The organism is Snodgrassella sp. ESL0324 (assembly GCF_013344955.1).
GTDB lineage: Bacteria > Pseudomonadota > Gammaproteobacteria > Burkholderiales > Neisseriaceae > Snodgrassella > Snodgrassella alvi.
Genome location: NZ_JAAEDS010000014.1, coordinates 338049 through 352096 on the forward strand (window position 1 = coordinate 338049; position 14048 = coordinate 352096).

Genomic DNA, 14048 nt, shown 5'->3' on the forward strand with positions numbered 1-14048 from the left:
TCTTCTCCTTTAGCAGGAAAAACAGATTATTATCATACTTGGGTATTCCGGCGTTCAATCTGTACACCCACTTCCTTAATACCAGCAAGAATACCCGGCTTCACCACTTTCACCCGAACCCATAACGCCCCGTAACGGTTCAATATAAACTGCGCCACATACTCTGCCAGTGCTTCCAGTAACAAAAATTCCTGTTCAGCGAGTACCTCACGCAAATCATCAGCCACTCTGGCATAGTGAATCGTATCGTCAATATTATCGCTTTGCGCTGCCTGCTGAAAATCTGTACCAATATCCACATCCAGCAACAGTGTTTGCTGTTGTTGCCGCTCCCACTGATATACCCCAATCAGCGTCTGCGCAGTCATACCGTGTAAAAAGATAGTATCCATGTCCAACCTACTGAGCTAAAATGCAAACCCTCAGATTGTAGACTAAAGAAACCGCTTTATGGTCAATTACCTTGCAATTATCGGTGCCTATTTACTGGGTTCCCTGTCTTTTGCCGTTATTGTTTCACGCTGTATGGGTATGCCCGATCCGCACAGCTATGGTTCCGGCAATCCCGGTGCTACCAATGTTTTGCGTACAGGCAAAAAAAGTGCCGCTGCTCTTACACTGTTAGGCGATGCACTCAAAGGCTGGCTGGCCGTCTGGCTGGCAAAACACTATCAGACGGTCTGGCAACTGGACAGCAATACCATTGCTATAATTGCCGTAGTGGTTCTCATTGGCCACATGTGGCCGGTATTTTTCAAATTTAAAGGTGGTAAAGGCGTAGCTACTGCACTGGGTGTACTCCTGGCTTTATCATGGCCTACTGCACTTATTTGTGCAGCAGTATGGCTGATTATGGCCTTTGGTTTCAAAGTATCTTCACTGGCCGCATTAATAGCTACTCTGATCAGCCCGTTTGCTGCCTGGTGGTTTATGCCTCAGTTAAGCTGGGTAATTGCTGTTATAGTGATTGATATACTGGTTCTTTACCGGCATAAAAGCAATATCAAAAACCTGTTCAGCGGTCGTGAAGGTAAAATCGGCGAAACTAAATAATAAATTAATATAGCGGCCATAAATAAAAAAAGACAGTTTTCTCAACTGTCTTTTTCTTTATTTCAGGCGTATTACTTCAAATTTTGTTTTTGCTGCTTACGATTGCGCCTGCGCTGACGAATTTCAGCAATTTTACGTTTAAAAAACTGGATACGCTGACGCTTTTTCCACCAGTAATAGACTAGTGCCAGTGCACCAACGCCAATCACAACATACACAGCTGCCTGGAACTGATGCACCTTATGCATCAGCCAGTCAATATTTTCCGCACCATATTCACCCAGATATATCCACACGGGTACTGAAATCATTGCAGCCAGACCATCCATCAGCAAAAATTTCGGTATAGAAACTTTCCCGCTGATCCCGGCGGTAATATAAATCGGGGTACGCAAACCGGGCAGAAAACGGGCAATAAATAATACCCAGCTACCATATTTATCAAATTTATCCTGTACCTGAGCATAGCGCCTGGGCGTCATTACCCGCTGAACAAAACGAAATTTCAGAATACGATGACCAAATACGCGTCCGGCACTAAACATCATCCCATCACCTACCAGAACACCGGCCATACCTACCATAAACATGGTATGAACATGCGCATGTCCCAGTCCGGCAATAACACCACCGGCAACCAGCGTTACGTCCTCCGGTATCGGCACACCAAAGCCGCAGGCGACCAATACCAGAAATACCGCTGCATAGCCATACTCAGTAAAAAAAGCTTCCAGCAATGCAAACATAAAATGCCCGTTCTTTTTTTATTCCTGTCAGACAGATTTATTCTGCCAAACCCGACTTAATTGCATTGGCAATTTTTTCAGCTGCCTGACGCGCAACTTCAGTCTGACGAGCTTCTACCATAACCCGCACCACCGGTTCTGTTCCTGACGGGCGAAGTACCACACGTCCGTTATCTCCGAGCTGTTTCATCACCTCATCAGCTACCGGCGCCGCAATACTCTGCCAGTCCTGATCAGGCTCAATATGAACATTAATCATAGTTTGCGGAAAAGGCTGCCAGTCAGTAAGTATACTGGCTAAATCCTGCTGTAAAACCTGTAAGGCTGCAAAGACCTGTAAAGCTGCAATAATTCCATCACCGGTATTATGCTTATCCAGACAAACTATATGACCGGAAGCTTCTCCCCCTAGTGACCACTGATGCTGATGCAGCTGTTCCAGAACATAACGGTCTCCTACTTTAGCGCGGACAAAGTCAATGCCCAGCCGCTTAAACGCCAGTTCCATAGCAAGATTGGTCATAACCGTCCCCACTACACCGCCATCCAGACAGCCTGCTGCAGCACGAGCTTTGGCAATTACATAAATCAGCGCATCCCCATCATAGACTTTGCCGAATTTATCTACCATCATCAGCCTGTCGCCGTCACCATCCAGCGCAATACCATAATCGGCTTCATTCTGTAACACTGCTGCCTGTAGTGACTTAGTATATGTCGCACCGATTTTCAGATTGATATTATAACCATCCGGCTGATCGCCGATGCAGACCACATCTGCACCCAGCTCATGAAACACCTTAGGTGCCACAGCATAGGCCGCACCATTTGCCGTATCTACCACCAGCTTCAAACCACGCAAATTCAAATGATTCGGAAAAGTAGATTTACAAAACTCAATATAACGGTCAACAGCACCATTTATGCGACGTGCGCGGCCAAGTTCGCTGGAGGGGACCGTTTTTACCGGCTTTTCCAGCTCTGCTTCAATTTCCAGCTCCAGAATATCACTTAACTTAACTCCGCCCTCTGCAAAAAATTTAATACCATTATCATGATAAGCATTATGTGAAGCAGATATCATCACCCCGCAATCCAAACGCAGTGCACGGGTTAAATAAGCCACACCCGGTGTAGGTAATGGTCCGGTAAGCAGTACATTTACTCCTGCTGCTGTAAAGCCCGCTTCCATTGCTGCTTCCAGCATATAACCGGAAATTCTTGTATCTTTACCAATCAGCACAGTAGGCTGATGATCAGTTCCATGTTGTACCAGTACATGTCCGGCAGCATACGCTAATTTCAGTACAAATTCGGGGGTTACCGGAAACTTACCAACTTCACCACGCACCCCGTCAGTACCAAAATATTTTTTTGCCATCACCTGCTCCGACCGATTAATTCAAGACTATTATTGTAGAACAGGCATAGCTGTTCAGTCAGTAAATAAAATGTTATTTGAAAACTATCCGGTTCACAATAAATCTGAATCCGATTAAATTCCACTCAGATTACATAATAAAAACCGCAGCCCGCGTCTGCTGACAATCTGCAACCTATCTTATTAAATACTTCCGCCCAGGGCAGCCCATACCTGTAAACCCTGACGTGTTTCACTTACATCATGTACCCGTATAATTGCTGCACCACGTGCCACTGCTGCTACTGCCGCCACCACACTTCCAACAACCCGTTGTCTTGGTTCAGTTTCATCAGTCAGTAAACCAATCATCGTTTTACGTGATACCCCAATCAGTACCGGACAACCCACGGCCGCATGCCAGTCTGCAAAGTGCTGCATTAATGCAATATTATGCTGAAGACTCTTACCAAAACCAAAACCCGGATCTATTGTCAGACGCAAACGTTCAATCCCAGCCTGTTCACACACAGATACCCGTTGCTGCAAATACTGACCAACTTCAGTAACCACATCCTGATATTCAGGATTATGCTGCATATTTTCCGGCTGTCCCTGCATATGCATCAGACACACACCAATATTCTGCTGCTGCGCAAGTAAATCCACTGCACCAGCATCTTCCAGTGCCTGAATATCATTTATTCCGTCAGCCAGCTGCTGCTCAAGTAACTGACGCATTACCCAAGTGCGGCGTGTATCGACAGTTAATGGTACATTCCAGGTAACCAACTCTGTTAATACCGGCTCAATACGCTTCCACTCATCCTGAGGTGAAACAAAATCAGATCCGGGACGGGAGCTCTCTCCGCCAATATCCAGAATATCCGCCCCATCTTTTAATAACTGTTCCGCATGCTTTAATGCCAGAGTCAGAGAAGTACTGTAACTACCACCATCTGAAAATGAATCCGGCGTTAAATTGACGATTCCCATAATCTTCGGCTGCGCCAAATCAATTTGAAAACGCCCGCACTGCCAGTAATTTTGACCAGAATTATTCATACTCAATCATAATCCCTTAACATTTATCAAATAATCATACAGCCTGTATTTGTGGTTAAACCCATAATACTAGCAATAAATTCTGCTCAGCCAGATAAAGATATTTCTCTTCACATCTTGATTTTTTTATCCGCAAAGTACAAATTCAGACTCACTTAAAATAACAAAAACATAAAATCTATTAAAAATCGTTGCAAATCAAAAAATATTGAAATTAACAAAGATATATTGAACTACAACCAGAATTGCTATCAGAACTAAGACAGAATACCTTGATGTAAAATAAATTGATAAATCTCAAGATTTAAATATCCTGTCATTATCTGAGTTATATAAATAATCCGGACTCAATGTAACCATCATAATTGCTCTGATTTCACATTTATAACTGATAATAATGAAGAAATATTCAATTTATAAATTCACCTATTTTAAAGCCAGCCAAATTAATTAATGAAAGAATATTTGCCTCATGGGAAATATTGATTTACTACTTTCATGAATGAACCGTTTGGCTGAATTTATCACACCAGCTTTTACCAGTATTTTATCATTTACATAATACAGAATCTTCCTGCCTTAAATTACCATGCTTTTCAATAATTCAGATAAACCAAAATAGCATATACCTATATACCAGAATAACTATTTTCAGTATTACTATTATATTTTGTGCCTCTTATTTTCAGATAAAACATAGAAAAAACGGCAGCTATTGCTGCCGTTAAAAATCATATAACTACATTAATTAGTCCTGTGATTTCTGTTCAGGTGCAGATGCTTTAGATTCAGTATTATCTGCATCCTCAGCCACAGCATCAGCTTTAGTTTCGGATTGAGTTGCTCCATCCGCTTTAGCACCTGTTTCGGTTTCAGCTACCGCATCAGTCTTAGCTTCAGTTTCAGTCTCAGCTAACGGCTGCTCAGTATCGCCATCCTTAACTATATTTTCACTGAAATCTTTTGGCGGACTAGGCTGCTTACCGGCCATAATTTCCAGCACCTGATCACGGTCAATGGTTTCCCATTCAATCAGAGCCTTAGCCATGGTATGCATCTTATCGCGATTCTCATCCAGAATTTTATAAGCAATTTCATACTGCTCATCAAGGATGCGACGTACTTCAGCATCTACTTCCTGCATGGTTTTTTCAGAAATATTTTTCGATTGCGTTACAGAGCGCCCGAGAAACACCTCATTTTCATTTTCACCATATACTACAGGTCCCATTTTTTTGGACATACCATAACGGGTTACCATATCACGTGCAATCTGAGTAGCACGTTCAAAGTCATTAGAAGCGCCAGTAGACACACGACCAATAAACAACTGTTCAGCTATACGACCACCAAACAGAATTGAAATCTGATTAAGCATCTGATCTTCATACATACTGATGCGGTCACGTTCCGGCAGCTGCCAGGTCAGACCAAGAGCACGCCCGCGGGGCATAATCGTTACTTTATGTACCGGATCTGTAAAATCCAGTGTCTCAGCAACAACAGCGTGACCTGATTCATGATAAGCAGTGGCTTTTTTCTCATCCTCATGCATAACCATGGAACGGCGTTCAGGACCCATGTAAATCTTATCTTTAGCATCTTCAAAGTCACTCATGTCTACTTTGGTCTTATTCCGACGACCTGCAAACAGAGCAGCCTCATTTACCAGATTGGCTAAATCAGCGCCGGAAAAACCCGGAGTACCACGTGCCAGCACAGGTAAATCCACTGATTTATCCAGAGGCACTTTAGCAGCATGTACTTTCAGAATCTGTTCACGTCCGCGGATATCCGGTAACGGTACCACTACCTGACGGTCAAAACGGCCAGGTCGCATCAGAGCAGGATCAAGCACATCCGGACGGTTAGTTGCCGCAATCACAATAACTGTTGTATTGCTTTCAAAACCATCCATCTCCACAAGCAACTGATTCAGCGTTTGCTCACGTTCATCATTACCACCACCCAAACCGGCACCACGCTGGCGGCCTACTGCATCAATTTCATCGATAAAAATCAGACAGGGAGCATTCTTTTTTGCCTGCTCAAACATATCGCGAACACGCGATGCACCCACACCAACAAACATCTCTACAAAATCGGAACCGGAAATACTGAAAAACGGCACCTGAGCTTCGCCGGCAATTGCTTTTGCCAGTAATGTTTTACCTGTACCCGGTCTGCCACACATCAGAATACCGCGCGGTACGCGTCCGCCAAGTGTCTGATAACGCTGTGGCGCCCGCAGATAATCCACAATTTCCTGTACTTCTTCCTTGGCTTCATCACAGCCAGCCACATCAGCAAAGGTTGTTTTATTAGATTCTTTATCCAGCAAACGGGCACGGCTTTTACCAAAAGAAAATGCACCGCCCTTGCCTCCGCCACCTTGTGTGGAGCGCATGAAATAAAAAAATACACCAATCAGCAACAGTATAGGTAATATGCTGATAAACATATTAGTCAAAATACCCGGTTTTTCTTCCGGAATCACATTAACCCGAATATTTTTCGCTATCAGATTACTAACAAAATTATTTTCCAGCGGTGTCGGTGCATTGGTAATGAAAGAAGATTTATCATGACGCTGGCCCTTCAGCTGCAGACCATTAATCACTGAACCTTCAATATTTACACTGGCAATCTCACCCTTGTTAACCTGCTGAATAAACTGAGAGTATTCAATTTGCTGTTTACTCTCTTTTTTCTCAGTAATGGCATTGAATGCGGCCATTAATACTAACGCCAGCACCAGCCAGACCAAAAGATTCTTTACGGTATTCCGCACTGTCAGAAACTCCTAAGGAGGTTAATTAATTGTTGTTCAGAATAGTTAATATAGCCACATCTTCACATAGCATTGGCTATAACTACTATTTTTTACCGCGACCAAGCAAATAAATTTCGCTCGAGCGGTCACGGGATGCTTTCGGCTTGCGAACCATTACCTGAGCAAAACAATCCTTCATAGCCTGCTGAAACTCTTGCAGACCTGCTCCCTGAAACACCTTCACCAGAAAATCACCACCCGGTTTGAGATGTGCCTGAGCAAACTCCAGACCCAATTCTGCCAGATAAAAACTGCGTGCCTGATCAGTAATGTTATTGCCAGACATATTGGGTGCCATATCACAAATTACAAGATCCAGTTCACAACCATCCAGCAAAGTTTCAAACTTTGCCAGCACGTCATTCTCGCGAAAATCACCCTGAATAAAACGTACACCCGTCACTGGTTCCATAGGCAGAATATCCAGTGCAAATACCTGTCCTGCCGCACCAGCCAGCCTGGCCGCAACCTGCGACCAGCTACCCGGAGCACTGCCAAGGTCAGCCACTACCGCACCCGGTCGTATCAGATGATCCTTATCATTGATTTCCAGCAACTTATAGGCTGCGCGTGCACGGTAGCCTTCTTTCTGAGCCAGATGAACATAATGATCGTTAACATGCTCGTTGAGCCATGCACTGGAAGATTTAGAGCGAACACCCATGATGCAAATTCTTGAAAAAATCACCACATTGTATCGTGAAATTGATGCAGAATACAGCATTTCCCCTTATATAAAAGATAAATTCATCAGCATAAATAATTTTATCCGCCGGCTATACTCAGCAATTAATCAGACCTGTTCCTCAGGTTTTATTCCAAATCTTTTTTTGTAGTGTAAGTTACTCATCTGAATAAATTGACATAGTGAAACACCAGCGCACATATCTGATAAATTGTTTCATTAGCTGCACCAGAATAAAAGCTATAAGAGCGCATAGCGGCAGATAAGCAGGGGTTTCAATTCTGGTACTCAATGGCATGATAGTATCGGCCGTAGCAACATATGTTGCCCATGTATTTCTATCATTTTCCAGGTCAATAGTTTCAATCTCAATCAATTGAAGCTGTGGCTCCTCTTTAAGTACTTTATAACTGAAGGAATAATTACCATCTGATGATTTATCCTGCCCACTGGGGAATTTGGCCAGAAATGACGTATTTTCCGGTTTAAAATCTCTATTAGTACTATAATTTACCTGAGTAAAAGTACCATCAGACTGAAATACCGCAACTTCAAAAGGATAATGAGATTGGTTTTTGATGCTGCTTCTAGTATATATATGCGACACTAAATGCAGACAAACCACGCACAATCCAAGCCCTGCAACTAATCTGAAAATAAAGGTATCCAGAACTCTCAGTATGCCAAGGCACAAAATCTGCGAAAATTTCATAATTATAATGACTTAACGAAAAAGATATTAATTTTTGCTAACTAATTAAAATAGAATAAATATTACCAACAATAAACAAATATCACAGAAATTAAATATACCTGAATGTTTTATAAATTACTATTTTAATTAAAATAAGAAATACCTTATTAATATACTGATTTTGAATTTTTATTTTCAATGCAGATATACAGACCCTCTCAACTATAAAAAATCGTCTGTCTCATTTAAAATAGCTTAACTCTGAACCTAACTTGAATAACAGGCTAATCAGATCGTAATTAATCCGGAAAGTAAAATGGCAACAGATAAATTAAACAGTAAAGAAAAAATGGCATTAAAAGCTCGTGCACATCAATTACATGCAGTAGTACTGATTGGTCAGCACGGACTGACTACTGAAGTAATCACCGAAACCAATCGTAATCTTGATGCACATGAACTGATTAAAGTACAGGTAGCAGGTGACGATCGTGCAGCGCGTATAGCCATTGCAGAAGAACTATGTAAAGCTACTCATGCCGAATTAATTCAGCATATTGGCAAACAACTAATATTATTCCGCCGCAAAGAGAATCCGGCAGAATAAATAAAAGCGATTCATTACATGAATCGCTTTTATTTTATCCGGCTAGTTACTGTAAAGCAGTAAACAATTTTTTAAATGCAGATAAATTAAATATAAAACACTTCAAGAATTTCATATTCACGGATACCGCCCGGTGCCTGAACTTCTGCCACATCACCCTCTTCCTTACCAATCAGAGCACGTGCTATAGGTGAACCGACATAAATTTTAGCCTGTTTAATATCTGCCTCATCTTCACCCACAATCTGGTAACTCACTACTTCTTCGGTTTCCAGATCCTGCATTTTCACTGTAGCACCAAAAACCACCTTACCATCAGCGTTGGTTTCTTTTGGATCAATAATATGCGCCAGGGAAAGCTTGTGCTCAATTTCAGCAATCCTGCCTTCAATAAAGCCCTGTTTTTCTTTAGCAGCTTCATATTCTGCATTTTCCGACAGATCGCCATGCGAACGTGCTTCAGCAATTGCTTCAATTACAGCCGGCCGAGCTACACTTTTAAGCTCTTGCAGCTCTTGTTTCAGCAAATCAGCACCAATTACGGTCAACGGAATTTTTTGCATCATATTTCTCCAAGATACCGCTGCAGAATGCATCAACGGTATTTCGTATTAATAACAAAAAGCAAGCCGCCCGATTTTGGCGGCTTGCGCTGTTCCATAGGTGCTATTTTAGCAGACCGGTATAAAATAGCAACGTTTATAACGACTATTTCATAGAATAATCAGCTAATTTAATTTGCCATAATATTCATCATCAATACTGTGGCTTTGTATGTTCATTAATCTGATTAATCGAACCAATCATCGCCAGATTTATCTAAATCCCAAACTTTATTTAAATATATTTAACAAATGTATACATATTTTAATTCATTTATTAATTTATGCCTCAGTTATCTAATCTTTTAGTTATTTCATAATATATAGTAAATCAATTCAGTTTTCTTTTATGAAGTTTAAAAAATTCAGTTTCACCTGATAAGGAGAATTAACCAGATATAAATTTTTTGCTGAAATTTATCAGAACAAAATTACCATAAAGAATAATGCTACTAACTATTTAAAAAATATATACATTAATTGGTTTTTGATAAAATACTCAACATCACTACGCTAATTAGATTTAAATTAGGCTATTAGTATATCCTTTCGCTCTTGTTTTATATCTAATCAAATAATCCCGTTTAAAAATCCAAAATTATTTCAATATGAATCTATTTAAAACAAATAAAAATTTTGTAGCTATGCTATTAGTAATATTGTTATCTGCCTGTAATAAAACCAAATCATTAGAAGAAAGCTACAAAACAGATACTCTGAATGTAAATACAGAATTTATTACTGAAAAAAATATAAATTTAAATCAAATACAACAGATACCAGTTAATACTTTAGTATCAAAATACCCGCCATTAACAGATAGTACTTTTATTTTAGGCAAAGGAGATGGTGTGATTTCAGAATTCAGAATTGGTTTAAGAAACACATATACAGAAAAAGAAATTGAAAACAGAGACATTCTAATCAGAGAAGTTACATGGTCTAGCAATAAAGATGAAAATTTAACTATCTGGTATGAGAAAAAACAGCATCAATGGGTTCTGGTAGACCATTTCATCTGGCATAAAGATGCTTTATTTTAAACATTTACTTAATCATTAAATATTAATTTATTATATAAATAATAGTCCAGACTATATCTTAAGAGCTAAATTTAATTATTTCATCTGATCGGTATCCAATCAACATAAAAATATATACTATCCAATCTAAGTATTAATATTTCATTAAATAAAATACCTTTCAAAGATATTTCTCTGAAAGGTATAAAATTGATTGATAAAATCATCAGGATTTTATCAGCTTAAAGTAGATTCAATGCTATTCTTTGTTATTAGAACGGAATATCGTCATCAATATCATCTACCGGAGCAGGAGTAGGTGCCGGCCGTGGTGCCTGACGGCGTGGAGCTGCCGGTGGCGGACTGGAAGCAGCAGGTGCAGCATCATAACCATCCTGATTATAGTTACCTCCCTGTGCATAGTTATTTCCGCCATTCATCTGATCATAGCTATTACCTGAGCCGGAAGCCCCGTCATTGCGGCTACCCAGCATTTTCATTTCACTGCCGATAATATCGTATGCGGTGCGTTCGATACCATCTTTACCGGTATATTTACGACTCTGAATCCTGCCCTCAATAAACACTTGGCTGCCTTTACGCAAATACTGGCTGGCTATCTCACCCAATTTACCGAACAGAGTAATATTATGCCATTCAGTACGAGTCTGGCGTTCACCATTACGGTCACGCCACTGTTCATCGGTAGCTATGGAAAAATTGGTTATTGCATCTCCGCTGGGCATATATCGTGTTTCAGGATCACGACCCAGACGGCCAACCAGGATGACTTTATTAACAGACATGGTGGTTTCCTAATAATGAATACAGGCTGTCCAAGATGACAACCCATAATTAACAGATTACAAATATCGCAGAATGCCGGGAATTCAGGCCCATTGCCAGTGCCGTTGCCAGGCATTGATAACAGCATTCGAGTAAGCACTACGCCCTAAGCTACCATTATAACGCGCCAGCGCTCTTACCATATTACCATTCTCACGATTTCGATAATAACGCAGGATAGTACATCCGTAACGTAAGTTAGTGCGAATATCGAATAAGTTATGTTCCGGACGACCAATTTGTTTTACCCAGAAAGGCATTACCTGCATTAAACCGCGGGCGCCTACTCCGGAGATAGCATATTGACGAAAACGGCTTTCTACTTCGATCAGGCCAAGTATAACCTGTGTATCCAGACCGGCACGCATTGATTCATACTGAATATTGGTTAATAAACGTTTTCGTGCATAATCATCAGGAATATGTGAAGCAAGACGACCCGACATGGCATTTAGCCAGCGGCTGGCCTCTGAAGGCGAAGAAAAAATCAGGCGCGGAGGATTGGCATTATTAACTGCATTGCGCATGATCGAAGCAACATCATCAGAAAGGGTTTCTTCACGCTGTGCACCTGCCAGCACCATACGCGGCACAGCTATCCCCAGCAGGGAAGCACCGCCTGCCTGTAACAGCCGGCGTCGCGAGACAGATTTATTTCTGTACGGCATATAATTTAATTCCGTTTGTGTATTGTATACAAACTGATTGCAAGATTACGATAGGTAATTTTAATTGATTATATTAAATATAGTTAGATATTTTAAAGTTTATACAGTATTTTTTATGACAATATGAGTTTTTCAATCCACAGAATCCATATCAGACAACTGTTTTAAAGAAAAAAGCCAATATCAATATTGGCTTTTTTCATGATATAACAGCTGAACTGTTTAACTCAGAGCGATCGGTACAAAAGCTTCACGCGCCAGTTCTTCCTGTACCAGATCAGTTACTACTGTGGAAAATTGTACACCAAACCAGTTTCTGAAATTTTCAAAGCTCAAATCAGGCCACAAGCTTTCATCCTCACACCAGTCAGCCAGTTCTGCTGCAAAGATATCCTCATAACGCTGTTCGATTTCAACCCACAAGCTATCTATATCTTCACTGGCGGAAGTCAGATAGGCATTGGCATCCTGTTGCAAAATATCCAGAGATAACTGTTCCAGATCAATATCAGGTAATTTTTGCAACCAGACCCAGAATGGTTCAAGCGGAACAAGCAAAAATACACTGCGGTTAACTTCATACATAGTCTTATTCCTTGTTTTATACTGATCTGAATTTCAGTTTTCGGAATGATACTTTTTACTGTTATAAAATACTAACGTTTAATGCACATTCCAATAGGGCTGACTTGCCGAAACCGGAGATTCAGTCAAATTGTCGCCTGTATTTTTATCTGGTGTTGAATCAGTTGTTGCCGGAACATTATCATCTGATTCAGTTACTTTTTTAACAGATTGACTTGATGATACAGAAGCCGGCTGGGTAACGGCATTATCGCTACCCGGAGCTACCAGATTATCTATATCGTCATCATCTTCATCATCTGCCGGAAACAATGAGCCGCCTACCTGATTGTTACGCAATTTCATATATACATCACGCATGTATGTATAGCGATCCAGTGCAGCATCATTCAAGCTATCGGTTACATCCAGCAATGCTTCACGCGAGGCTACTCCATTCAGGCCGGTAAGACTCCAGCGTACAGCATCTTCCTTGAAAATAGCATTTTCTATCGGGAATACATCAGTAATGGTACTTCCGATACTATCACGTACTGTCGACGGACCCAAAAGAGGATAAACAAAGTAATTACTGTTTTTCCAACCCCATGAGGCAAAGGTATCACCAAGGGTATTTTTGTTGTTCGGAATCCGGCCTGCATCAGCAATATCCAGTAAACCGCCCAGGCCAAATGTAGTATTAATACCAACGCGCACGAAATCTGTACTGGCTTTCTCAATATCCAGTCGCAGCAGATTACTGCCAAAACTCACTACATCGCGCAAATTATTGAAAAAGTTGTTAACGCCTGTACGAACAGGTGAAGGAGTGACTTTTCGGTAACCGCGGGCAACCGGTGTCATGATATAACGATCAAGATGATCATTAATATTAAACATCACCCGGTTATAACCCTCATACGGATCTTTATAAGTATAGGTCTGTTCTGCTGCCGCCCAGCCAGCCTGACTGAGCATAAGCAATACACAGCCTGTTAGCAACTTTTTCTTACTACTCATTGTAATGATTCCTCTACACCGTAAAGTGCCATCAGGGTAATGAGTCCCGCCGGCACACCGGCGATGTGCAACATAAATTTCTGTCTGTGCGCCAGCCGCTTAGCCGCCACGAGCAATGCCACGCAGGCAGAATCGGCTTCGGTTACACCACTGACGTCCACTTTTTCTATTTGTCCGGTTCGGATACAGTCACAGAAACGTTTGAAATCGTTTTCTCCTACTGTACCCATAGTTACCTTGTCATGAATCATCAGGGTTTTACCCTGCACGTTGGTTTGCATGA

16 protein-coding genes are annotated in these 14048 nt (G+C 41.1%); 3 read left to right on the forward strand and 13 right to left on the reverse strand.

What is annotated here, in order from left to right; translation table 11 throughout:
* Positions 1–32 precede the first annotated feature (32 nt).
* A complete protein-coding gene (folB, locus tag GYY70_RS08560) occupies positions 33–392 on the reverse strand; it encodes a dihydroneopterin aldolase (protein ID WP_084547902.1) in 360 nt (119 codons plus the stop codon).
* Between the two features lie 58 nt (positions 393–450).
* Here folB and plsY point away from each other — a divergent pair, with 58 nt between their 5' ends.
* Positions 451–1053: a glycerol-3-phosphate 1-O-acyltransferase PlsY gene (gene plsY / locus GYY70_RS08565; RefSeq protein WP_078475673.1), complete on the forward strand. Its 603-nt coding sequence runs from the start codon at positions 451–453 to the stop codon at positions 1051–1053.
* Positions 1054–1124: 71 nt separating this feature from the next.
* Here plsY and GYY70_RS08570 read toward each other — a convergent pair whose 3' ends face one another.
* From GYY70_RS08570 to GYY70_RS08595, 6 genes are all read right to left on the reverse strand, one after another.
* A complete protein-coding gene (locus tag GYY70_RS08570) occupies positions 1125–1799 on the reverse strand; it encodes a DedA family protein (RefSeq protein WP_084553050.1) in 675 nt (224 codons plus the stop codon).
* A 37-nt stretch (positions 1800–1836) separates the two neighbouring features.
* Positions 1837–3180 carry a phosphoglucosamine mutase gene (gene glmM / locus GYY70_RS08575; RefSeq protein ID WP_025331205.1) on the reverse strand — a complete coding sequence of 448 codons (1344 nt, stop codon included), beginning with the start codon at positions 3178–3180 and terminating at the stop codon, positions 1837–1839.
* A gap of 183 nt (positions 3181–3363) precedes the next feature.
* Complete coding sequence (folP, locus tag GYY70_RS08580) at positions 3364–4224, reverse strand: dihydropteroate synthase (RefSeq protein WP_174832057.1); 861 nt, start codon at positions 4222–4224, stop codon at positions 3364–3366.
* 748 nt (positions 4225–4972) lie between these two features.
* Positions 4973–7015: an ATP-dependent zinc metalloprotease FtsH gene (ftsH, locus tag GYY70_RS08585; protein WP_174832058.1), complete on the reverse strand. Its 2043-nt coding sequence runs from the start codon at positions 7013–7015 to the stop codon at positions 4973–4975.
* An 85-nt stretch (positions 7016–7100) separates the two neighbouring features.
* The gene (locus GYY70_RS08590; protein ID WP_041880460.1) at positions 7101–7721 is read right to left on the reverse strand and encodes an RlmE family RNA methyltransferase; all 621 of its coding nucleotides are present in this window, start codon (positions 7719–7721) and stop codon (positions 7101–7103) included.
* A gap of 178 nt (positions 7722–7899) precedes the next feature.
* Positions 7900–8454 (reverse strand): hypothetical protein, encoded by a 555-nt coding sequence (locus GYY70_RS08595; RefSeq protein ID WP_143555283.1) that lies wholly within the window; start codon positions 8452–8454, stop codon positions 7900–7902.
* A 298-nt stretch (positions 8455–8752) separates the two neighbouring features.
* Between GYY70_RS08595 and yhbY the strand changes: the two genes are divergently transcribed.
* Entirely contained in the window at positions 8753–9043 is a 291-nt protein-coding gene (yhbY, locus tag GYY70_RS08600) for a ribosome assembly RNA-binding protein YhbY (RefSeq protein ID WP_041881436.1), read from the forward strand.
* 86 nt (positions 9044–9129) lie between these two features.
* Here yhbY and greA read toward each other — a convergent pair whose 3' ends face one another.
* Positions 9130–9606 (reverse strand): transcription elongation factor GreA, encoded by a 477-nt coding sequence (gene greA, locus GYY70_RS08605; RefSeq protein ID WP_084552056.1) that lies wholly within the window; start codon positions 9604–9606, stop codon positions 9130–9132.
* A 647-nt stretch (positions 9607–10253) separates the two neighbouring features.
* Here greA and GYY70_RS08610 point away from each other — a divergent pair.
* Positions 10254–10688: a hypothetical protein gene (locus tag GYY70_RS08610; protein WP_174832059.1), complete on the forward strand. Its 435-nt coding sequence runs from the start codon at positions 10254–10256 to the stop codon at positions 10686–10688.
* Positions 10689–10939: 251 nt separating this feature from the next.
* Here the strand turns inward: GYY70_RS08610 and GYY70_RS08615 are convergent, their stop codons facing one another.
* The 5 genes from GYY70_RS08615 to GYY70_RS08635 all read right to left on the reverse strand — a co-directional run bounded on the left by GYY70_RS08615 (position 10940) and on the right by GYY70_RS08635 (position 14046).
* Positions 10940–11473, reverse strand: a complete 534-nt coding sequence (locus tag GYY70_RS08615; RefSeq protein WP_174832060.1) for a single-stranded DNA-binding protein — start codon at positions 11471–11473, stop codon at positions 10940–10942.
* Between the two features lie 84 nt (positions 11474–11557).
* A complete protein-coding gene (locus GYY70_RS08620) occupies positions 11558–12181 on the reverse strand; it encodes a lytic transglycosylase domain-containing protein (RefSeq protein WP_174832061.1) in 624 nt (207 codons plus the stop codon).
* Positions 12182–12403: 222 nt separating this feature from the next.
* Positions 12404–12766 (reverse strand): VacJ, encoded by a 363-nt coding sequence (locus GYY70_RS08625; protein ID WP_174832062.1) that lies wholly within the window; start codon positions 12764–12766, stop codon positions 12404–12406.
* Between the two features lie 78 nt (positions 12767–12844).
* Positions 12845–13765: a VacJ family lipoprotein gene (locus GYY70_RS08630; protein WP_370521166.1), complete on the reverse strand. Its 921-nt coding sequence runs from the start codon at positions 13763–13765 to the stop codon at positions 12845–12847.
* On the reverse strand, positions 13762–14046 hold the full coding sequence (locus GYY70_RS08635; protein WP_174832063.1) for a lipid asymmetry maintenance protein MlaB: 285 nt from the start codon (positions 14044–14046) through the stop codon (positions 13762–13764). Before GYY70_RS08635 ends, GYY70_RS08630 begins: the two co-directional genes overlap by 4 nt.
* Positions 14047–14048 lie beyond the last annotated feature (2 nt).